The sequence below is a fragment of the Devosia sp. Root685 genome (genome assembly GCF_001427875.1).
Lineage (GTDB): Bacteria > Pseudomonadota > Alphaproteobacteria > Rhizobiales > Devosiaceae > Devosia.
Genome location: NZ_LMHK01000002.1, coordinates 1,252,455 through 1,271,484, shown reverse-complemented (window position 1 = coordinate 1,271,484; position 19,030 = coordinate 1,252,455). Strand labels below are relative to the sequence as shown.

Annotated in this window: 16 protein-coding genes and 2 tRNA genes; 10 read left to right on the top strand and 8 right to left on the bottom strand. The window is 63.3% G+C overall.

What is annotated here, in order from left to right:
• Positions 1-22: 22 nt before the first annotated feature.
• Positions 23-919 (bottom strand): N-formylglutamate amidohydrolase, encoded by an 897-nt coding sequence (locus ASD83_RS14410; protein WP_056311979.1) that lies wholly within the window; start codon positions 917-919, stop codon positions 23-25.
• A 303-nt stretch (positions 920-1,222) separates the two neighbouring features.
• On the opposite strand from ASD83_RS14410, the gene cpdR reads away from it, so the two are divergent.
• The 3 genes from cpdR to ASD83_RS14395 all read left to right on the top strand — a co-directional run bounded on the left by cpdR (position 1,223) and on the right by ASD83_RS14395 (position 1,921).
• Positions 1,223-1,582 (top strand): cell cycle two-component system response regulator CpdR, encoded by a 360-nt coding sequence (cpdR, locus tag ASD83_RS14405; RefSeq protein ID WP_035086991.1) that lies wholly within the window; start codon positions 1,223-1,225, stop codon positions 1,580-1,582.
• A gap of 160 nt (positions 1,583-1,742) precedes the next feature.
• Positions 1,743-1,817 (top strand) — tRNA-Val (locus ASD83_RS14400).
• Positions 1,818-1,846: 29 nt separating this feature from the next.
• A tRNA-Val gene (locus ASD83_RS14395) sits at positions 1,847-1,921 on the top strand.
• A gap of 104 nt (positions 1,922-2,025) precedes the next feature.
• On the opposite strand, the gene ASD83_RS21030 is transcribed toward ASD83_RS14395, so the two are convergent.
• The 4 genes from ASD83_RS21030 to ASD83_RS14380 all read right to left on the bottom strand — a co-directional run bounded on the left by ASD83_RS21030 (position 2,026) and on the right by ASD83_RS14380 (position 4,735).
• Complete coding sequence (locus ASD83_RS21030) at positions 2,026-2,190, bottom strand: hypothetical protein (RefSeq protein ID WP_156385968.1); 165 nt, start codon at positions 2,188-2,190, stop codon at positions 2,026-2,028.
• A 107-nt stretch (positions 2,191-2,297) separates the two neighbouring features.
• Positions 2,298-3,593, bottom strand: a complete 1,296-nt coding sequence (locus ASD83_RS14390) for an MFS transporter (protein WP_056311977.1) — start codon at positions 3,591-3,593, stop codon at positions 2,298-2,300.
• Between the two features lie 61 nt (positions 3,594-3,654).
• Positions 3,655-4,056 carry a MarR family winged helix-turn-helix transcriptional regulator gene (locus tag ASD83_RS14385; RefSeq protein WP_056311976.1) on the bottom strand — a complete coding sequence of 134 codons (402 nt, stop codon included), beginning with the start codon at positions 4,054-4,056 and terminating at the stop codon, positions 3,655-3,657.
• Positions 4,057-4,114: 58 nt separating this feature from the next.
• A complete protein-coding gene (locus tag ASD83_RS14380; protein ID WP_056311975.1) occupies positions 4,115-4,735 on the bottom strand; it encodes a pyridoxamine 5'-phosphate oxidase family protein in 621 nt (206 codons plus the stop codon).
• A gap of 136 nt (positions 4,736-4,871) precedes the next feature.
• Here ASD83_RS14380 and msrB point away from each other — a divergent pair, with 136 nt between their 5' ends.
• Positions 4,872-5,273, top strand: coding sequence for a peptide-methionine (R)-S-oxide reductase MsrB (msrB, locus tag ASD83_RS14375; protein ID WP_056311972.1), 402 nt, complete (start codon positions 4,872-4,874; stop codon positions 5,271-5,273).
• A 170-nt stretch (positions 5,274-5,443) separates the two neighbouring features.
• Here msrB and hrpB read toward each other — a convergent pair whose 3' ends face one another.
• Positions 5,444-7,888 carry an ATP-dependent helicase HrpB gene (gene hrpB / locus ASD83_RS14370; protein WP_156385967.1) on the bottom strand — a complete coding sequence of 815 codons (2,445 nt, stop codon included), beginning with the start codon at positions 7,886-7,888 and terminating at the stop codon, positions 5,444-5,446.
• A gap of 133 nt (positions 7,889-8,021) precedes the next feature.
• On the opposite strand from hrpB, the gene ASD83_RS14365 reads away from it, so the two are divergent.
• Positions 8,022-8,888 carry an aldose 1-epimerase family protein gene (locus ASD83_RS14365; protein WP_056311970.1) on the top strand — a complete coding sequence of 289 codons (867 nt, stop codon included), beginning with the start codon at positions 8,022-8,024 and terminating at the stop codon, positions 8,886-8,888.
• A 223-nt stretch (positions 8,889-9,111) separates the two neighbouring features.
• Here the strand turns inward: ASD83_RS14365 and ASD83_RS14360 are convergent, their stop codons facing one another.
• Positions 9,112-10,623, bottom strand: coding sequence for an ATP-binding protein (locus tag ASD83_RS14360; protein ID WP_056311968.1), 1,512 nt, complete (start codon positions 10,621-10,623; stop codon positions 9,112-9,114).
• Between the two features lie 72 nt (positions 10,624-10,695).
• On the bottom strand, positions 10,696-11,322 hold the full coding sequence (locus tag ASD83_RS14355) for a class I SAM-dependent methyltransferase (protein ID WP_056311966.1): 627 nt from the start codon (positions 11,320-11,322) through the stop codon (positions 10,696-10,698).
• Positions 11,323-11,417: 95 nt separating this feature from the next.
• On the opposite strand from ASD83_RS14355, the gene ASD83_RS14350 reads away from it, so the two are divergent.
• From ASD83_RS14350 to ASD83_RS14330, 5 genes are all read left to right on the top strand, one after another.
• The gene (locus ASD83_RS14350; protein WP_056311964.1) at positions 11,418-12,308 is read left to right on the top strand and encodes a LysR family transcriptional regulator; all 891 of its coding nucleotides are present in this window, start codon (positions 11,418-11,420) and stop codon (positions 12,306-12,308) included.
• Positions 12,309-12,438: 130 nt separating this feature from the next.
• Positions 12,439-13,116, top strand: a complete 678-nt coding sequence (locus ASD83_RS14345) for a GntR family transcriptional regulator (protein WP_056311961.1) — start codon at positions 12,439-12,441, stop codon at positions 13,114-13,116.
• Positions 13,117-13,225: 109 nt separating this feature from the next.
• On the top strand, positions 13,226-14,914 hold the full coding sequence (locus ASD83_RS14340) for an ABC transporter ATP-binding protein (RefSeq protein WP_056311960.1): 1,689 nt from the start codon (positions 13,226-13,228) through the stop codon (positions 14,912-14,914).
• Positions 14,911-15,885 carry an aldo/keto reductase gene (locus ASD83_RS14335; RefSeq protein ID WP_056311958.1) on the top strand — a complete coding sequence of 325 codons (975 nt, stop codon included), beginning with the start codon at positions 14,911-14,913 and terminating at the stop codon, positions 15,883-15,885. Before ASD83_RS14340 ends, ASD83_RS14335 begins: the two co-directional genes overlap by 4 nt.
• A gap of 78 nt (positions 15,886-15,963) precedes the next feature.
• Positions 15,964-18,873, top strand: coding sequence for an insulinase family protein (locus ASD83_RS14330; RefSeq protein ID WP_056311956.1), 2,910 nt, complete (start codon positions 15,964-15,966; stop codon positions 18,871-18,873).
• Positions 18,874-19,030 lie beyond the last annotated feature (157 nt).

The following is a 19,030-nucleotide window of genomic DNA, read 5'->3' as shown; positions in this document are numbered from 1 at the left end:
GAGGGCAACTCTTTGAAATGATCTATTCGGCGGCGGCGCGTTCGGGCGAGGGGGCGGGGGTGGCCAGCGCCAGCAGGTCGAGGCCGATCAGGGCGTGGATCATGCTGTCGATCAATTGGCGCAGCGGCTCGAAGCCCGCGTTTTTTTCGAGCGTCGCCTCGTTCATGTAAAGATGCCGGCTGACCTCGATCTGGAGGGCATGGACGCCGTGTTGCGGGCGGCCATAGGCGCGGGTGCAGAAGCCGCCGGCATAGGGGCGATTGCGCGCGACTTTCAGCCCGGCGGCGATGAAGCCGGTTTCAACGAGATCGATGAGCGCGGGCGAACAGGTGGTGCCGTAGCGATCGCCGAGGACGATATCGGGCGTGGCGCGCTCGCCATGGCGGCCGAGCTGGGGCATGGAATGGCAATCGATCAGCACGGCGACGCCGAAACGGGTGGCGGCTTCGCTCAGCAGGTTCTGGAGGGCGGCGTGATAGGGGTGGTAGATGCCCTCGATGCGCATGCGCGCATCCTCGAAGGTCAGGCGCTCGCGATAGATGGGTTTGTTTTCAGCCACGACGCGGGCGAGCGTGCCGAGACCCGCCGCGACGCGCGGCGAGGTGGTATTGAACCTCTCGGACAGCGGCTCGACGAACATGGTGGGATCGAGTTCCCAGGGTTCGCGATTGACGTCGAGATAGGCGCGGGGGAAATGCGCCCTGAGGAGCGGGGCGCCAAGATGGGGCGCGCGGCCGAACAGTTCATCGACATAGGCATCCTCGGACTGGCGGATCGAAAGATGGTCGAGCCGGGTCATCGCAAGAAAACGGTCGGGATAGAGGCGGCCCGAATGGGGCGAATTGAACACTAGGGGCGCGACCATGCGGCGGGGCCGTATGGTTTCGAATGCCGGTTGATCCCAATAGTCGGATCGCACGCTGCCTCCACGGGCGCCGCGCCGGACGCGCGGTCGAGTGATTTGTTGTCATCTGAAACGCGTCGCGATCCCTCGGGATTCGCTCCTGGCGCTTCAGCGCTTTATTCTACGCATGTCTTTGTCCCGAAACCAGTTCCCACTGTCACGAGACATGGCGCAAGTGTCGCGCGCCGCGGCCAACTTGTCCAGTTGATTGCAAAAACAGGCCTTGGCCGCGTGAGGCCGTTTGCGTTGCGGCAAATCTGAATTAAACATCGACATAATGCGACTCACTGCGCGGACTGGCGCCTAAAGAGGTTTTTGATGAAGCGAATTCTGCTCGCCGAAGACGATAACGATATGCGCCAGTTCCTCACGCGCGCGCTCAAGAATGCGGGCTATGAGGTGGTTTCGTTCGACAATGGGCTTTCCGCCTATGAGCGCCTGCGCGAAGAGCCGTTTTCGCTGCTCCTGAGCGACATCGTGATGCCGGAAATGGACGGGATCGAACTGGCGCGCCGCGCGACCGAACTCGATCCCGATTTGAAGGTGATGTTCATCACCGGCTTTGCCGCGGTGGCGCTCAACCCCGACAGCGACGCGCCAAAAGATGCCTCGGTGCTTTCCAAACCCTTCCACCTCAAGGATCTGGTTTCCGAAGTGGAGCGGCTGCTGGCGGCCTGATTGCCGGCGCATGCCCTGGCCGTAAAAGCGGCGTCCACTTTTAGAAGGCATGCGTGACGAAGAAATCCACAGGCGCGGAAATGAGCCTCTTGACCCCTTGGTCGCTTCATGGTTTATCCGCGCCACCGGAGAGGCAAACGCCGAACCGGCCCGGAGAGATGGGCGTATAGCTCAGCGGGAGAGCACCTCGTTGACATCGAGGGGGTCACAAGTTCGATCCTTGTTACGCCCACCATCTCTTCTTCCTTCCCTGCCAAGTGCAGCGGGTGCGTAGCTCAGCGGGAGAGCACTGCCTTCACACGGCAGGGGTCACAGGTTCAATCCCTGTCGCACCCACCATCTGACTTCCTGACATTGCTGGTGTCTCTTCAAGGCTCAAGAGCTTTTGGCGATTTGCCATGCGTATGGGGGAAGGGCACTTTGCGCCCTGTCCGGGCCCGGATTTACAGGTCGTCCTTGGTGTTCACGTCTGACAGCGCGGTGTGTACCTCGCGCTTGCCTTCGCCCCAGCTGGCGGCATTGCCGTCCTTGTTGAGGTAGGCGGGCCCGCCGCTGCTGGCGCAGCCGGACAGGATGACGGCGACCGCTATTGTGACAATGATGCGCATGACATGGGCTTCCCGTTGAATGAGGGGACCATATCTTCGGGCTTTGTGGCGAAGCAAGCGCCGGCTCGGCCAGCACGCGGGAACGTGCCGGCATTGATTCCATTCGATCAGGCGGGTTGCAGTGCCGGACGTTGCGTGCCGGGGCGCTGGAGCAGGAGCACTGCGAGAGCAGCGATGATGCACATGGCGCCGGCCAGTTGCAGGGCAGGCAGGTAGGTCGAGAAATCGCTGCGCAGGGCCCCCGCGCCATAGGCGGCGGTGGCGGCGCCAAGCTGGTGGCCGGTAAAGACCCAGCCAAAGACCATGCCGGCTTTTTCGCGGCCGAAATTGTCGGCAACGAGTTTTACCGTTGGCGGGACGGTGGCGACCCAATCGAGACCGTAGAAGACGGCGAAAATGGCGAGTTCGGCGAAGGTGAAGCCGGAAAAGCTGAGATAGATCAGCGACAGGCCGCGCAGACCATAGAACCAGAACAAGAGGAAACGGTTGTCGAAGCGGTCGGAGAGCCAACCGGCGAGGACCGTGCCGAAGAAGTCGAAGATGCCGATGACGGCGAGGGTGCCGGCCGCGGTGACGGCGGCCATGCCGAAATCGCCGCAGATGGAAATCCAGTGGGTCTGGATCAGGCCATTGGTGGATAGGCCGCAGATGAAGAAGGTGCCGAACAGGACCCAGAAGGCGGGAACGCCGGCCACTTGCTTGAGGGTGACGATGGGCAAGGCAAGGGTCTTGAGGAGGCTCTGTTCGCGCTTGGGAACAGGGGTGATGGTCGTGTCGCCATAGGCGGGTAGGCCGAGATCGGCGGGGTGATCGCGCATCAACAAGGCGACGAGGATCATGGCGCTGGCGATGATGGCGACGGTGAGCGTCATGGCGGTGCGCCAGCCATAGGCTTCGGTGAGCGAAGCGAGAATGGGCAGGAAGACGAGCTGGCCGGTGGCGCTGCTGGCGGTCATGAGGCCGACGACGAGGCCGCGGCGCCTGGAAAACCAGCGGGTGGCGACAGTGGCGCCGAGGACGAGGGCGGTCATGCCGGTGCCGGCGCCGATGACGACGCCCCAGAGCAGCAGGAGCTGCCAGACTTCGCGCATGAAGAAGGAGGCGATGATGCCGGCCATGATGAGGCCAAGGGCGGTGGTCACCACCTGACGGATGCCAAAGTGGTTCATGAAGGCGGCGGCGAAGGGGCCGAGGAGACCGAAGAGCACCAGACGCACTGCCATGGCCGCGGAAATGTCCGCAATGTCCCAACCGAACTCCTGATGCAGCGGCTGGATCATGACGCCGGCCGAGCCCATGGCACCGGCCGTCGCCAGCATGGTGAGGAAGGTCGTGGCGGCGACAATCCAGCCATAGTGCAGGTTGCGGGCCTCCATCCATCGCGCGACGCTGTTGGAGATCATTTGTCGGTTCGCCTTTCCGCTGGCAGAGGTGTGGGTATATGCCCGTTTTTGGGCGTAAAAATCAGAGTGACGAGAGGAGGTCGTTGAGGACCTTCATATTTCCCGGGCCAAGGCGGGCTTCGAATTCGCGCTGCGCCTGATCCCAGAAGGGGGCGCCGGCCGCAAGGATGTCGTGGCCTTTCCCGGTGACGGTCAGCATGGCCTCGCGCTTGTCCTTGCCGGGCAGGGTGGCGATGAGGCCCATGCGCTCGAGCACCTTGGAATTGCGGCCGACGGTCGAGCGATCGAGTTCGACCTTGGTGCCGAGATCGGTGAGGGAGACGGGCGCCATGCGCCGGATGTTTCGCAGCAGGCTGAACTGGCCGATATTGATGCCGAGCGGGGCGAGGAGATCGTCATAGCGCGACGAGGCCTTGCGATAGGCCTTTCGCAGCAATGTGGCGTGGCAGGTGTCGTTTGACATGGGTGCGGGTATATGCCCGCACATGGGTTTTGGCAAGAGGTGAGGCGCGGACGCGCTCTCACCACATGGTGGCTTTGGCGCGTTCGGGCCAGGCCTTGTCATAGGGTTCGCCGCCGACGGTGTTTTGGCTCATGGCGGCGAGGATTTCGCCGGGGGAGGGGAGGGTGGCCGGGTCGATGTGGCGGGCTGGGTTCCAGAGTTCGGAGCGGACGATGGCACGGGCGCACTGGAAATAAAGCTCGTCGATTTTGAGGACGATAACCGAGCGCGGGGCTTTTTCGTCGACGGCGAAGCTGTCGAGGAGGGCCGGGTCGGTCGAGAGATGGGCGCGGCCATTGGCGCGCATGGTGGTGCCGGAGCCGGGCAGGAGGAACAGGAAGGCGCAGCGGGGATCCCTGACGATATTGCGCAGGGAATCGATGCGATTGTTGCCGCGGCGGTCGGGCATCATCAGGGTTTTGGCGTCATGGACGCGGACGAAGCCGGCTTTGTCGCCGCGGGGCGAGCAATCAATGCCTTCGGGGCCGACGGTGGCAAGCGCGGCGAAGGGACTGGCTTCGATGAGGCGGCGATATTCTGAAGTCATTTCGTGCGCGACCTTGACCGTCGAGGCGGCGGCGGGAGCGGGCAGGTAGAGGGCTTCAAGCTCAGCGAGGGACGAGACGATGTGCTGGGACATGAAGACCTCTTTTCAAAGCGGATGGGGAGCATTTTGGCGGGTTGGTCAGCGCGTCGTGATCGAAGCTAGCGCTGGCGAATGGGTGTAACTAAACCTATATCATCAGCGAATGACAGTGCGACAAAGGAGTGATGCCATGGACGCCCATGCTTTTTCCGTGACCCGGACCGATGCCGAATGGCGGGAGCGTTTGACGCCTGAGCAATATTACATCATGCGCGAGCACGGCACCGAGCGGCCGGGAAGCTGCGCGCTGCTGCACGAGACGCGCCAGGGTACTTTTGCCTGCGCGGGCTGCGATACGCCGCTGTTCGGGTCGACGCTGAAATTTGAAAGCGGTACCGGCTGGCCGAGTTTTAACGATCCGCTGCCGGGGGCTGTGGAGAGCACGATCGACCGCAGCCATGGCATGGTGCGCGAGGAAGTGCATTGCGCCACCTGTGGCAGCCATCTGGGGCATGTGTTCCCCGATGGTCCGCCCCCGACCGGGCGGCGCTATTGCATCAATGGCGTGGCGCTGGAGTTTACGCCGGCGTGAATGAGAGAGCCCTGGACGAAAGTCCGGGGCCTTTTTCTTCTCCCCCTCGGGGAGAAGGTGGCGCGTTAGCGCCGGATGAGGGGGTGCTTCAACGAGAGTGGAGAAATCCCCCTCACCGACTCCGCCTTCGGCCGAGCCACCTCTCCCCGAGGGGGAGAGGAATAAGAGGCTCACGTCCCCCGCGGTTTTGCCCGGCTCGTGGCCGGGGCGGCGATGGGGTCTTCGGGCCAGGGGTGGCGGGGGTAGCGGCCTTTGAGGTCCTTGGCGACGTCTTTCCAGCTGCCGCGCCAGAAGCCGGGGAGGTCGCGGGTCGTTTGAATGGGGCGATGGGCGGGGGAGAGCAGCACCAGCAGCAAGGGAATGCGGCCATTGGCGATGGCGGGGTGGCGGTCGAGGCCAAAAAGTTCCTGCACGCGGATCTCGATGGCGGGGCCGTTTTCGGCGGCGTAGTCGATGGGGAGATGGCTGCCGGAAGGGGCGGAAAAGTGGCTTGGGAGCAGGCGGTCGATCTCTTGTTTTTTGGCCCATGGAAGAAGGGTATCGAGGGCCTGGCCGAGATGATCGGCTGAGATGGCGGAGAGGCGGGTTTCGCCCACGATGTGGGGCACGAGCCAGGCTGGGTCAGCGGCGAGCGCCGTGTCGGAGAGGTCGGGCCAATCTTCGCCGAGGGTTTGGTGGAGGAAGGTCGCCCTTGCGCGCATGGCCTTTTGGTCCTTGGTCCAGGGCAGGGTTTCGGGGCGCTTCATGGCGGCTGTGGCAAGGAGTTCGGCGGCTTTTTCGAAATCGGCGACGGGGGTTGGCTCATCGGCGAGGCGCAGGGCGTCGAGGCGGCGCTGGCGGCGGGCGCGGACCGAGCCGGAGGCGCTGTCGAAGGTGAGCGTCGTTTCGCTGGTGATGTGATTGATGAAGAGGGTTTCGAGGTCATTGGGATCGAGGGCGGCGGCGGAGCGGATGCGGCCTTGCGTGGCGCTGCCGGTGATATCGGCGACGACGAGGAAAGCGGCGCCCGCGAGGGCATGGGTTTCGTCCACCTGGGCCTGGCGGCCATTGGCGAGGCGGAAGCGGCCGCGCGGGCCGGCGGGCTGGGCGACGCGATCGGGGAAGGCGCGGGCGAGGTGATGGCCGGGGTCGCGGGGATTTTTGTCGTTGCCGCCAGCGAGTTTGCTCCAGCGCCTTGCCATGGCGCGGGCATCTTGGGCGCGGGGGGAGCGGTCGGTACGGAAGCGATCGAGGCGGCGGGCGAGGTCGGTGTCGTCGCCGCCAAGGCCGCGTTCGCCAATGAGAACGGCCAGTTCGGCTGCGGTTTCGGCGTCGCCATCTTCGGCGCCGGCAATGACCATATGGGCAAGGCGCGGGTGGAGCGGCAGTTTGGAGAGGGCTTTGCCGGCTTGGGTGAGGTGGCCGCCTTCGTCGATTGCGTCGAGGCGGGCGAGCAGCGCCTTGGCTTCGGCCCAGGCCGGGGCGGGCGGGGGATCGAGGAAGGCGAGGGTTTTGGGGTCGCTGACGCCCCAGGCGGCGAGGTCGAGGACGAGGCCGGAGAGATCGGCGGAGAGGATTTCGGGGGTTTCGAAGGCCTCCAATGCTGCCGTCTGGCCGAGGTTCCAGAGGCGAATGGCGACGCCGGGGGACGTGCGGCCGGCGCGGCCGCGGCGCTGGTCGGCGCCGGCGCGGGAGACGCGGGTGGTGGCGAGGGTGGTAAGACCGGTCGCGGGTTCATAGACGGGGACGCGACGAAAGCCTGAATCGACGACGATGCGGACGCCTTCGATGGTCAGGGAGGTTTCGGCGATGGAGGTGGCGAGCACGATTTTTCGGCGGCCCGGAGGGGACGGCTGAATGGCGGCGTCCTGCTCGGCGGGGGTGAGCAGGCCATAGAGCGGGGCGAGGTCGGTGTTTTGAGGCAGGCGGGTGGCGAGGCGTTCGGCCACGCGGGTGATTTCGCCCTGGCCGGGGAGGAAGACGAGGGCTGAGCCTCCGTGCTCGCGCATGGCTTTCAACACGGCCTTGGTCACCTGGTCTTCGAGGCGTTCCAGAGGGTCGGGCTCGGCATAGATGGTATCGACCGGGAAGGCGCGGCCGGGGCTGTCGATGACGGGGGCGTCGTCGAGGAGTTTTGCGACACGGGCGCCATCGATGGTCGCGGACATGACGAGGAGTTTCAGGTCTGGTCGCAGGGCGCGGGCGTCGAGCGCCAAAGCAAGACCCAGGTCGGCGTCGAGACTGCGTTCGTGGAATTCATCAAAGAGCACGGCAGCGACGCCCGAGAGTTCGGGGTCGTCCTGCAACATGCGGGTGAAGACGCCTTCGGTGACGACTTCCACGCGCGTTTTGGCCGAGACTTTCGATTCCATGCGGACGCGAAAACCGACGGTCTGGCCGACCTCTTCGCCGAGGAGTTTGGCCATTTGGCGGGCGGCGGCGCGGGCGGCGAGGCGGCGCGGTTCGAGGACGATGATGCGGCCATCTCTACGCCAGGGCGCGTCGAGCAAAGCGAGCGGCACGCGGGTGGTTTTGCCGGCGCCGGGCTGGGCGACGAGCACGGCGCCAAAACCCTCGGCGAGCGCATTCGCCAGGGCCGGCAGGGCGGCGTCGATGGGCAGCGGCGGCATGGTCATTGTGAAGTCATCCTTTACCCGCTGCTTACGCGCGCTCTGCTAATCACTCAAGCGATTGCCCTAAAAGCGGTTTCCTTGCTCCTCTGTGCGAGCTAGTGTCCGCTGCCCTTTCGAAGAGTTGGCTGGAGGACGCATGCAACTCACGCGAATCAGCAATAGCGACCTGACCGTAGACGTGGCCGCTCTGGGGGCCGAAATGCAGTCGCTATCGACCAAGGATGGCCGGAACTGGCTATGGAGCGGGGACGCCACCTATTGGACCGGCCGCTCGCCGGTGCTTTTCCCCATGGTTGGCCGCGCGCCCATGGACGTCGTCAGTGTCGGGGACAAACGCTACCAGATGGGGCAGCACGGCTTTGCCCGGCGCAGCAATTTTACGCTGGTGGAGGAATGGCGCGAGCACTGCATCTATCGGCTCGAAGCCTCGGAAGCGAGCCGGGCCATGTTCCCGTTCGATTTTGGGCTCGATGTGGAGCACCGGCTGGAGGGGCGGGCCGTCATCGTTACGGCGACTGTCACCAATCGCGGCGCGGTGGTCATGCCCTATGGGGTCGGGTTTCACCCCGCCTTTGCCTGGCCGCTGCCGGGCGGCGAGGGGCAGAGCCATAGCGTCACGCTTGAAAATGGCGGGGAGCCGGCGCTGTTTCGCCTCTCGGGCGGTCTTGTCAATCCCGAGCCGCTGGCTTCGCCCTTTGTGGCGGGGGCGCTGGCGCTGAACCATGCCGATTTCGAGAGGGATGCGATGATCTTTCCCGATGGGGCCGGCGCGGGGCTGGTCTATGGGGCGGAGAAGGGGCCTTCCATCCATCTGACGTGGGAAAATTTGCCCAATTTCGCGCTTTGGAGCAAGCCGGGGGCGGGGTTTATTTGCCTTGAGCCATGGCATGGCACGGCGGCGGAAGTTGGCGGTTCGGATGCGCTGGATCAGCGGCCGTTCACGGCGTCGCTGGGGCCGGGAGCGGTGGCGAAGTATTCGTTCAGGGCGGAGTTGGCGGGGTAGGGGAGTTGCGCCACCAACGGTTTCCCTTCTCCCCTTGCGGGAGAAGGTGCCGAAGGGTCACCGAATTCGCAAAGCGAATTCGGTCGGGATGAGGGGTATTCTTGCGGAGCGCCTCACAACTCCTCTGCGGAGGATAGATACCCCTCACCCTGACCAATTTGCTGAACGCAAAGTTGGTCTGTCCCTCTCCCTCAAGGGGCGAGGGTAGGGCTGGTGATAGCCGTCATTCCGCCGCGCCGCGTTCTTCGGTGACGATATCGGGGCCGTTGGGATCGCCTGGGGCGGTTTCGGCGCCGAGATCGGGGAAGGCGGCGATGCGCTGGTTGCGGAAATCGGTGCGGATGACGATGAGGCCGCGCTCTTCGAACCACGTCAGAAGGCGGCGGGCGCGGCTGGTGGAGTGGGTGCCATAGAGCCGGGCGATGGTTGCGTCCGAGGGGCAGGGGCCGCCGGTAAGGGCGGCTTGCGCCACAACCAGGAAGACGCCCTGCACGTCGTCGGTGAGTGTTTCGGAAAGCGCCAGCGCTTGTTGCCAGCCGTCGGATGAGGCGGTTTGTTCGTCGGGCGCGACGCGGGCGACGGCGAGGAGACGCTTGAAGGCGGGCAGAGCCGGTGGCTCGCCCGGCACGCGGCGAATGCGGCAGCGCACCAGAAAATCCTGATAGAGCTGGGCGGTGTTGCGAAAGCCCGCATCGGGGTCGCTCATCAATTCGATCATGACCGACTTGATGGTTTCTTCGCGCTCGGCTTCGTCGATCTCGGGGAAAAGCGAGGTCGGTTCCGGTTCGCGTTCGGCGCGGGCCTTGGCGACCTGGGCGAGGAGTTCATTGGTCGAGGGCGGCGGTGGCGGCGCGGGACGGCGCACGACGGGGCGGGCCATCTCGTCCGGATCCATCGTAAAGATCAGGTCGGCGGCATCGACCGGGGCTTCGGGCAGCGGGGTCAGTTTGGGGCTTGTCGAGCGGGCCGAGGTTTCGACGGGGCCGATGATGATGGGCAGGGGCCGGCGGGAGACGGCGGGACCGAGCGCCACGAAATGGCCGCGGGCGAGATCGCGAAACTGTTCGGCCTGGCGGCGGTCCATGCCCAAAAGGTCGGCGGCGCGGGCCATGTCGATATCGAGGAAGGTGCGGCCCATGAGGAAGTTGCTCGCCTCGGCTGCCACGTTCTTTGCAAGCTTTGCGAGGCGCTGGGTGGCGATGACGCCGGCAAGGCCGCGCTTGCGGCCGCGGCACATCAGATTGGTCATGGCGCCAAGCGAGACTTTGCGCGCTTCGTCGGAGACTTCGCCGGCGGCGGCGGGGGCGAAGAGCTGGGCTTCGTCGACGACGACGAGAACGGGATACCAGAAGTCGCGATCGGCATCGAACATGCCGCCCAGAAAGGCGGCGGCGGCGCGCATCTGCTGCTCGGCGTCGAGCCCTTCGAGATTGACGACGACGGAGACGCGATGCTGGCGCACGCGGGTGGCGATGCGGGTCAGCTCGGCTTCGGTGCGGGTGGCATCGACAACGAGGTGGCCGAACTTGTCAGCGAGCGTGACGAAATCGCCCTCGGGATCGATGACGCATTGCTGCACCCAGGGGGCGGATTGTTCGAGGAGGCGCCGCAGAAGGTGGGATTTTCCGGAACCGGAATTGCCCTGGACCAGAAGACGGGTGGCCAGCAATTCCTCAAGGTCCATGTGGGCAGTGCCGGCACCCCGGCTCTCGCCCATGTCGATTGCAACCTGCATCTCAACTCCAGCACACGCGTGCCGAGACCTTTAGCACGCGGAGCCGCCGATTCGGCAAAGAGCCAGTTCAATTTACAGGGCTGGTTTGCGGGCGATCATGAAAGCCGCCGATTTCTTCTTGGGCAACCATTCGTGCTCCACGGCAAAGCCCGCGGTTTCGATCGCAGTGCGCAACTGGCTCTGCGTCATGACATCGAGATGGGGCAGGAGGCCCAGGCGATTGCCGAGGGGAGCGACGAAGCGGATGAGGGGCATCATGTCGCTGAGGCAGGCCGTGCTGGTGATGAAATAGCCGCCGGGTTTGAGGGCGCGGAAGACCTTGGCGATGGCGGCTTCCTTGTTCTTGAGCAAGTGCAGGATGGACATGCCGAGCACCATGTCGAGACTTTGAGGCGCAAGCTCGACATTTTCGATGGAGCCGACTTCGAAGTCGATATTTTCGACGCCGGCCTTTTTCGCCTTTTCCTCGGCGATCTCGATCATGCGCTCGGAAAAATCCACGGCGCGGATATGCCCGACATTGGCGGCGTGGATCAGCGCAATCGAGCCGGTGCCGCAGCCGAATTCGAAGAGTTCCATATCGGGGCGCAAGAGACGCCGGGTGGCGGCGAGCTTGGTCTGATAGGCGGCTTCGTCCGCGATGGGCTGCGCGGCATAGCGATCGGCCATGCGATTCCAGAAAGCTTGTTGCCCACTCATTCGCGTACTCCTGCGGCGGTCCACGGCGTTGAAAATAGAGCTTTGTGCGATCCAACAAAATTGCAGAAATAAGCAGAGATCATATACATGGATGCATGGATGATCGTGAAAAGCTCGACTGGAACCAGATGCGGGCGCTGCTTGCGACTATCGAGGCGGGATCGCTCTCGGGCGCGGCACGAAAGCTCGGCCTGACCCAGCCGACATTGGGACGGCAGGTGACGGCGCTCGAAAAGAGTCTGGGTGTGACTCTCTTCGAGCGCGTCGGGCGCGGGCTGGTGTTGACGCAGGCCGGGCGGGAACTGGTGGCACCGTTGCGCGCCATGGATGCGGCATCGGAGACGATCGCGCTGGTGGCGTCGCGGCAATCGCAGTCGGTTGAGGGATTGGTCCGCATCACCGCAAGCGATGTCTATGCGCAATATCTGTTGCCGCCGATCCTGATGAAACTGCGACAAGTGGCGCCGGGCATTGTCGTCGATGTGGTCGCTTCCAACTCGGTGGAAGACCTGATCCGGCGCAAGGCCGATATCGCCATTCGCCATGTGCCGCCGCAGGAGGCAGAGCTGATTGCGCGGCGCTTGCCGGACACGGTGGCCCGGATTTATGGCGTCCCGAGGCTCGTGGGAGAGATCGGACGGCCGGTGAGTGCGGAGACCCTTGGCCGCGCCGATTTCGTCGGTTTTAGCGACAATATCGAGGTGCTCGTAACCGAGTTGCGGCGCCATGGGCTTTCGCTCAATGCCGCCAATTTTCCATTGATGACCAATAGCGGGCTCGTCGCCTGGGACTGGGTCAGGCGGGGCATGGCGCTCGGCATAATGGTGCAGCAGGTGGCCGAGGTGACGCCGGAAGTGGTGGACGCCTGGCCAGAATTTGCCGGCGTGCCGGTGCCGGCGTGGCTGGCGACCCACCGCGAATTGCGCACGGCGCGGCGCATCCGCGTGGTGTTCGATCTGCTTGCCGAAGCACTGGCCCCGAATTGACAGGCTGGGTAAATGCCGATCTTGTATGGAAGCATGTCGGCATTGGCCAGAAAGCTGTGGAAGTCTGCGGGGAAATAGAGCCATGGCCGGTGTTTCGGCCCATGGTCGGCAATCAAGGAATCGGTGAGCCATGGCCGCAGCGGCGCTGGAAAATACCAAGGAAACCATCGCCATGCGCGTCGTCGATGCGTTGCGCGACGACATCATCACCATGGCTCTCAAGCCCGGCGATGTGATTTCCGAGAGCGATATTGCCGGCCGCTATGGCGTGTCGCGCCAGCCGGTGCGCGAGGCCTTCATTCGCCTCGCCCAGCAGGGCCTGCTGCTGATCCGGCCCAAGCGGGCAACGGTGGTAAAAAAGATTTCGCCGCTCGGCGTGCGGCAATCGCGGTTTATTCGCGAAAGCATCGAGGTGGAAATCATCCGCCGGGTTGCGGGGCAGCCGAGCGATGATGCGGCCGATGTGCTGACAAAACTGATCGCGGATCAGGAAGCGGCGTCCGATGCCGGTGACAGCAGGCGCTTTCATACGCTTGATGAGCTTTTTCACCGCACGCTCGCGCGTCTTGCGGGGGTCGAATACGCCTGGCAGCTGATCGACGACCACAAGATGCAGCTCGATCGCGTGCGCTACCTGACGCTCGGCGTGTCGTCGACGCAGCGGGCGATCGCCGAGCACAAGCAGATCGTCGAGGCGGTGGCCAGGGCCGATGCGGCGGCGGCGGAAACGGCGATGCGGGCGCATCTGGCGCGGGCCGAGCTTTTGCTCAATCAGACGATTTCCGATTTTCCCGATTATTTTGAATAGGCTGCGGCGCGGGTTTTTGTTCCCCGCGGGTTGACCCGACGCGTTCACCTCGTCAGGTTACGCCTCCTTGCAGGCTATGCCTAAAGCACCCGGCAGCGAGCGAGCGCCCATGACCCGAACGGACTGGACGACGGCCTGGCCCGCCTTGCGCGCCATTCTCCGTCATTTCTGGCGTGACTCGCGGTTGATGCTAGTGGGGATCACGGCGGTGACGCTGGTGTCCTCGGTTCTTGCCATCGCGACGCCCTATGTGTTTTCGCGGCTTGTCGATGAACTGGCCGCCGGCAATGTGGCGGCTGGAATCGCTGCTGCTTTTGTCGGTTATGCGGTGATGCGCGGGTTCGAGACGCTGTTTGGCAATGCTTCGGGCTTCATGTCGTTCATGACCTCGGAAAACCTGCGCTTTATCGCGGCGACCGAGTTTTTCGCCAAGCTCTTGAGAAAGCCTGGCACCTTTTTCATCGAACACAATCCGGTGGCCATCCAGACGGCGCGGGCGCAGGGGGAAGGAGCGGTGCAGGCGCTGGTGCAGCTGGGTCTTATCGTTTTCGTGCCGGGCGTAGCACAGATCGCGCTTTCCATCGGTCTTCTCGGGGCAGCGATCAGCGGCGAGATCGTCGTTATCGTGGTGGTCTATGGCGTCTGCTTTGTCACGCTGACCTATTTTGCCAATCAGTGGACCCGGCCACTGCTGGATCAGGCGATCGAAGCCAATCAGGACAATGCGCGCTTTGTCGGCAATGCCGTCAACGCCATGGAGACGATCCGCTATTTCAACGGCGACCGCTGGATCAGCGAGAAATTTGCCGAAAAGGCGGAACTGGCGCGGGCCTCCTGGGTCGGCTGGTCGTGGCGGCGCATTGCGCTATCGGGGCTATTTGGCCTCGCACTCGCGGTGCAGTTGGCGGTGACCTATCTCATACTCCTGCCGCGCTTTGCCGAAGGGCTGATGACCTTGGGCGATCTGGTGCTCATCAATCTCGTGCTGGTGCAACTCAATCGGCCATTTGAAATGATCGGCACGGCGATCGACGAGGTGATGCGATCGATCTCGCGCTTCAAGCCCTTTGCCGAGATGTGGCAGGCGCCAGATGACCGGGCGAGTCATGGCGACCGCCACCTGGGCACGGTCAGGGGCCATATCACGTTCGACAAGGTTGGCTTCCGCTATGGCGAAAGACAGACGCTGGAGGCGGTGTCCTTTGCGGTGGCGCCGGGCAATATCGCCTTTATCACCGGGCCGACCGGAGCGGGGAAAACGACGCTGTTCCGGCTGGCGCTGAAATCGCTGGAGCCGACCGAGGGGCGGATACTGGTCGATGGCGTCGATCTCGCCGAGATCGACCGGGCGGACTGGTATGAAGCCGTGGGTGTCGTGCCGCAGGATGTGATGCTGCTCAACGATTCCATTGCGGCCAATATCGTGCTGGGGCGTCCGCTCGATCCGGAACGCATGCGGCAGGCGGCGGCGCAGGCTTCGATCCTCGGATTTATCGACAACCTGCCGGAGGGCTTTGAGACCACGGTGGGGGAGCGGGGGCTAAAACTCTCCGGTGGGGAACGCCAGCGCGTGTCGATAGCACGTGCACTTTATGCCAGTCCCAAAGTATTGTTCCTCGACGAAGCAAGTTCGGCGCTCGACGAGGCGACCGAGGGGCAGATCATGCGCGAATTGCGGGGGCTCGATGGCGTGACTATCCTCGCCATCACTCACAGGCGCAGCGTGATCGGGCCGGACGATCAGATTATCACGCTGGGCACGGAACCAGCGGACAAGCATACGGAGACCGTAGAATGAAGACGCGGCTTTTGGGCAAGACGGGGTTTGAGGTCAGCGAAATCGGCCTTGGCTGCTGGCAGTTGGGCGGGGATTTCGGCCCGGTCGAGGACGAGGCGGCTTCAGCTATTCTCGATGCGGCCAATGGGGCGGGGATCAATTTCTGGGACACGGCGGACGTTTATGGCGGCGGGCTTTCCGAGCGGCGGATTGGCGCGCATGTAAAGGCGCCCGATGTAAAGGTTGCGACCAAGCTTGGGCGTTCGGCGGCGCTTTTTCCCAATAAGTACAGCAAGGACCGGGTGCGCGAGAGCCTTGTTGGTTCGGCGCAGCGGCTTGGCGTTGCCGCGCTCGATCTGGCGCAGCTCCACTGCGTGCCGACCGAGGTGCTGCGCGAGGGCGAAATCTTTGGCTGGATGGATGAGTTCAAGGCCGAGGGCCTCGTGCGGCACTGGGGGGCCAGTGTCGAGACTATCGAGGAAGGGCTGATTTGCCTCGAACAGCCCGGCTGCGCCACGCTGCAGATCATTTTCAATCTGTTGCGGCAGGATGCGGCGGACAAGCTCCTGCCACTGGCGGCGGAGAAGAATGTCGGGATCATCGTGCGGCTGCCGCTGGCGAGCGGGTTGTTGAGCGGCAAATATGACAAGACATCCACTTTCGACACGTCCGACCACCGCAATTACAATCGCGACGGGCAGGCTTTTTCGGTGGGTGAGACGTTTTCGGGGATAAAATTCGAGAGGGGAGTCGAACTGGTGCAGGAATTGAAGGGGTTGGCGCCCGAGGGCGTACCGATGAGCCACTTTGCTTTGCGCTGGATTCTCGACCATCCGCAGGTGTCCACGATCATTGCCGGCGTCTCAAAGCCGGAACAGATCGCCGACAATGTCGCGGCGACCGAGCGCAAAAGCCTGTTCCCGGCGCTGATGACCCAGCTCGGCGAGTGGTATCGACAAGAAGTGAAGCCTGAGATCCGCGGCGGGGTGTGAACCCTTTGTGCCCACCCTAGCGGAACCGGCCTGCCGCACCTAGGTTAGCTTTACATAACAACAAGACGAGCCAGTTTCATGTCCATCCACCCTGCTTTCGAGCTTGTGCGCGACGAGTCCATTGCCGAGATCAATTCACAGGCGCAGCTCTTTCGGCACAAGAAGACCGGGGCGGAGGTGCTGAGCCTGATCAATGACGACGAGAACAAGGTTTTTGGCGTTACGCTGAAGACGCCGCCCGATGACTCGACCGGGATCGCGCATATTTTGGAGCACTCTGTGCTCTGCGGATCGCGCAAATATCCGGTCAAGAAGCCGTTCGTGGAGCTGCTCAAGGGCTCCATGCACACGTTCCTCAATGCCATGACCTTTCCGGACAAGACGGCCTATCCGGTGGCCAGCGCCAATCTCAAGGATTTTTACAACCTTGTGGATGTGTATCTCGACGCGGTGTTTTTCCCGCTGCTGACGGAAGACACGTTTGCCCAGGAAGGCTGGCACTACGAGCTCGAAAGTGCGGATGCGCCGTTGGTTTATAAGGGCGTCGTTTTCAACGAGATGAAGGGCGTGTTTTCTTCGCCTGACTCGGTGATGCACGACCAGACGCAGCGGGCGCTTTATCCCGATACGACCTATGGGCTCTCTTCGGGCGGCGACCCCAGGGATATTCCGGCGCTGACCTATGAGCAGTTCAAGCGCTTTCATACAAAATTCTATCACCCGTCCAATGCCCGCGTGGTGTTTTCGGGCGATGATGCGCCGGAGAAGCGGCTTGCCATCCTCGACGAGGTTTTCAGCCAGTTCGATGCGGCGCCGGTCGATGCCGATATTGCGCTGCAGCCGCGCTGGAATGCGCCGCGGCAGGTGAGCGGCACCTATGCCGGGACGGTGGACGCGGAAAAGCGCCGCGACGGCATGGCCAGCATCAACTGGATGATCGACCCGCCGACGGGGCGCGAGGAAACGCTGAGCCATGGTCTGCTGAGTTATTTGCTGGCCGGCAATTCGGCGGCACCGCTGCGGAAAAAGCTGACCGAAAGCGGTATTGGCGAGAGCATGTTGGGCGGTGGTATTTCCACCTGGCTGCGCCAGCCGATGGCTGGTTTCGGGATGAAGGGGATCGACCCGGCGGATGCCGAGAAGGTCGAGAAACTGGTGCTGGATACGCTGGCGGAATTGGCCGAAACCGGTTTTTCCGAGGAGCAGCGCGAGGCGGCGCTTAATACGTTTGAATTCCATCTTCGCGAACAGAATACCGGCGGGCAGCCGCGGGGCATGAGCTATATGTTCTCCGCGCTTGGTTCCTGGCTGCACGGTGGTGATCCGCTGGCGCCGCTGACGTTTGAGGCGGCGTTAGCCGCTCTCAAGGAGAAGGCTGGGCAGGGGCATTTTGAACGCGAAATCCGTCGCCTGTTCCTTGATAATCCGCATCGCGTGACCTCCAAGATCGAGGCCGATCCGGAAAAGGGCGCGCGTGAGGCAAAGGCTGAGGAAGACAAGCTGGCCGCGGTGCGTGCCGGGATGGACGAAGACGCCATCAAGGCGACGATTGCGCAGACCGGGAAGCTGAAAGCCTTGCAGGAGGAGGTCGACAAGCCGGAAGACCTCGCGAAGATTCCGACGCTGACGCTGGGGGATCTCGATCGCTCGATCCGTATGCTGCCGACCGACGAAAGCACGTTGGCTGGTGCGCGGCTGATGCATCATGATCTGCCGACGCTGGGGATCCTGTATCTCGATCTCGGCTTTGACCTGAAAGTGCTGGAGCCGGCGCTGCTGCCCTATCTGCCGCTCTTTGGGCGGGCGCTATTGCAGACCGGCACGAGCAAGGAAGATTTTGTCAGCCTGACGCAGCGCATTGGCCGTAATACTGGCGGTATTGCGCAGCACCGGAGCCTCGCGACGCGGCTCGATAATGACGAGACGGCAGCGTGGTTTTTCCTCTCGGGCAAGTCGGTGCCGGCGAAATATGGCGACATGCTCGATATCATGAGCGATGTGCTGCTCGATGCGCGGCTCGACAACAAGGAGCGCATTCGCCAGATGGCGCTCGAGGAAAAGGCCGGCTTTGAAGCCCGCATGATCCCGGCCGGCAATTCCATCGTCGATACGCGCCTCAAGGCGGGCCTGACCGAGGCAAGCTGGGCGGCGGAGCAATTGGGTGGCGTCAGCTATCTGAATTTCTTGCGCGAGCTGGTGAAGCGGATCGATAGCGATTGGGCCGGGGTGGAAGCGACGTTCCGGCGCATTCGGGACCTGTTGTTCAATCGCACGGGGATGGTGGTCAATCTGACGGCCGATGCCAGTCTTTTTGCCGAGACGCGTGGGGCGCTCGAAGCATTTGTTTCGGGACTGCCGGAGCGCGATGTCACGAGGCATGACTGGGGTTTTGCTTCTGAGCCGAAGTCGGAAGGTTTGGTCATTCCGGCGCAGGTCAACTATGTCGGCAAGGGCGCGAATTTGAAGGCGCTGGGCTATTCGGCTTCGGCCGCCTCCGCCGTGGTGCTGCGGTTCCTCAATACCACCTATCTCTGGGACAAGGTGCGCGTGCAGGGTGGGGCCTATGGCGGGTCTAGCCGGTTCGATCTGTCATCGGGGAATTTTTCGTTCCTCAGCTACCGCGATCCGAACCTTTTGAAGACGCTCGATGTCTATGACGGGGCGGCCAAGGCCCTGCGGGCGGGGATTGGCGAGACCGATCTGACGCGTTCGATCATTGGGGTGATCGGGGACGCCGACCGGCCCGAATTCGTCGATGCCAAGGGCTATTCGGCCATGTGGCGGATATTGACCGGTACGACGGACGCTATCCGTCAGCAGCGGCGGGATGAAATTCTTGGTGCCAGCCAGAAGGATTTTTCGGCGCTGGCCGATGCGCTCGATGTCTTGGCCGAGAAGGGGCATGTGGTCGTGCTGGGCGGCGAGACGGCGATCAAGGCGGCAAACGATCAGCGGCCGGGACTGATGGAAGTCAGCAAGGTGATGTGAGGCTTTTACTCACTTTGTTATCGAGCGTGGGGCTTCACCCCCTCCCAACCTCCCCCATCAAGGGGGAGGTGTTTATCGAGTATTTGGCTAGATAGTGCCCCCCGCGCCGGCCTGGCACCTCCCCCTTGATGGGGGAGGCTGGGAGGGGGTGTCCGGC

Excerpts from the sequence above, each read along its gene's own strand:
- cpdR (WP_035086991.1), top strand. The coding sequence starts at position 1,223 with ATGAAGCGAATTCTGCTCGCCGAAGACGATAACGATATGCGCCAGTTC.
- ASD83_RS21030 (WP_156385968.1), bottom strand. The coding sequence starts at position 2,190 with ATGCGCATCATTGTCACAATAGCGGTCGCCGTCATCCTGTCCGGCTGC.
- ASD83_RS14390 (WP_056311977.1), bottom strand. The coding sequence starts at position 3,593 with ATGATCTCCAACAGCGTCGCGCGATGGATGGAGGCCCGCAACCTGCAC.
- ASD83_RS14385 (WP_056311976.1), bottom strand. The coding sequence starts at position 4,056 with ATGTCAAACGACACCTGCCACGCCACATTGCTGCGAAAGGCCTATCGC.
- ASD83_RS14380 (WP_056311975.1), bottom strand. The coding sequence starts at position 4,735 with ATGTCCCAGCACATCGTCTCGTCCCTCGCTGAGCTTGAAGCCCTCTAC.
- msrB (WP_056311972.1), top strand. The coding sequence starts at position 4,872 with ATGGACGCCCATGCTTTTTCCGTGACCCGGACCGATGCCGAATGGCGG.
- hrpB (WP_156385967.1), bottom strand. The coding sequence starts at position 7,888 with ATGACCATGCCGCCGCTGCCCATCGACGCCGCCCTGCCGGCCCTGGCG.
- ASD83_RS14365 (WP_056311970.1), top strand. The coding sequence starts at position 8,022 with ATGCAACTCACGCGAATCAGCAATAGCGACCTGACCGTAGACGTGGCC.
- ASD83_RS14360 (WP_056311968.1), bottom strand. The coding sequence starts at position 10,623 with ATGCAGGTTGCAATCGACATGGGCGAGAGCCGGGGTGCCGGCACTGCC.
- ASD83_RS14355 (WP_056311966.1), bottom strand. The coding sequence starts at position 11,322 with ATGAGTGGGCAACAAGCTTTCTGGAATCGCATGGCCGATCGCTATGCC.
- ASD83_RS14350 (WP_056311964.1), top strand. The coding sequence starts at position 11,418 with ATGGATGATCGTGAAAAGCTCGACTGGAACCAGATGCGGGCGCTGCTT.
- ASD83_RS14345 (WP_056311961.1), top strand. The coding sequence starts at position 12,439 with ATGGCCGCAGCGGCGCTGGAAAATACCAAGGAAACCATCGCCATGCGC.
- ASD83_RS14340 (WP_056311960.1), top strand. The coding sequence starts at position 13,226 with ATGACCCGAACGGACTGGACGACGGCCTGGCCCGCCTTGCGCGCCATT.
- ASD83_RS14335 (WP_056311958.1), top strand. The coding sequence starts at position 14,911 with ATGAAGACGCGGCTTTTGGGCAAGACGGGGTTTGAGGTCAGCGAAATC.
- ASD83_RS14330 (WP_056311956.1), top strand. The coding sequence starts at position 15,964 with ATGTCCATCCACCCTGCTTTCGAGCTTGTGCGCGACGAGTCCATTGCC.